The following is a 283-nucleotide window of genomic DNA, read 5'->3' as shown; positions in this document are numbered from 1 at the left end:
ATGCTGGCGGTGGCGCGCCGGGAAACGGCCTTGCGCATCCTGGAGCCGCCGCAGATCAATCAACTGGCGACGCGCTGAAATACCGTCATCAACCGCGCCGCCGCCAATACTCCGCCACCCGGCGGCGCAGATGCTCGATGCCCTGCGGATGCTCAATAAACTGCGCCACCGGCATCATCCGCCAGCGCTGGCCTTCGTCGCCGAAGCGAATGGCGGCGATCTGCGCCGGGGCGATCTCGCCGGCCATAAACCAGGTCGGCGGGGAGCCGGGCAAAATGCCGGC

General features: G+C 67.8%; 1 protein-coding gene. It reads right to left on the bottom strand.

Translation table 11 applies throughout. The annotated features are described in order from the left end of the window. Window positions 1-88 precede the first annotated feature (88 nt). On the bottom strand, window positions 89-283 hold a 195-nt coding region (locus JYB63_RS23015), incomplete at its 5' end, for an NUDIX hydrolase (protein WP_205660241.1).

The organism is Aliamphritea spongicola (assembly GCF_017051665.1).
Classification (GTDB): Bacteria; Pseudomonadota; Gammaproteobacteria; order Pseudomonadales; family Balneatricaceae; genus Amphritea; species Amphritea spongicola.
Note: the sequence above shows the minus strand (reverse complement) of the source record. Positions and strands in the feature narration are given on the sequence as shown.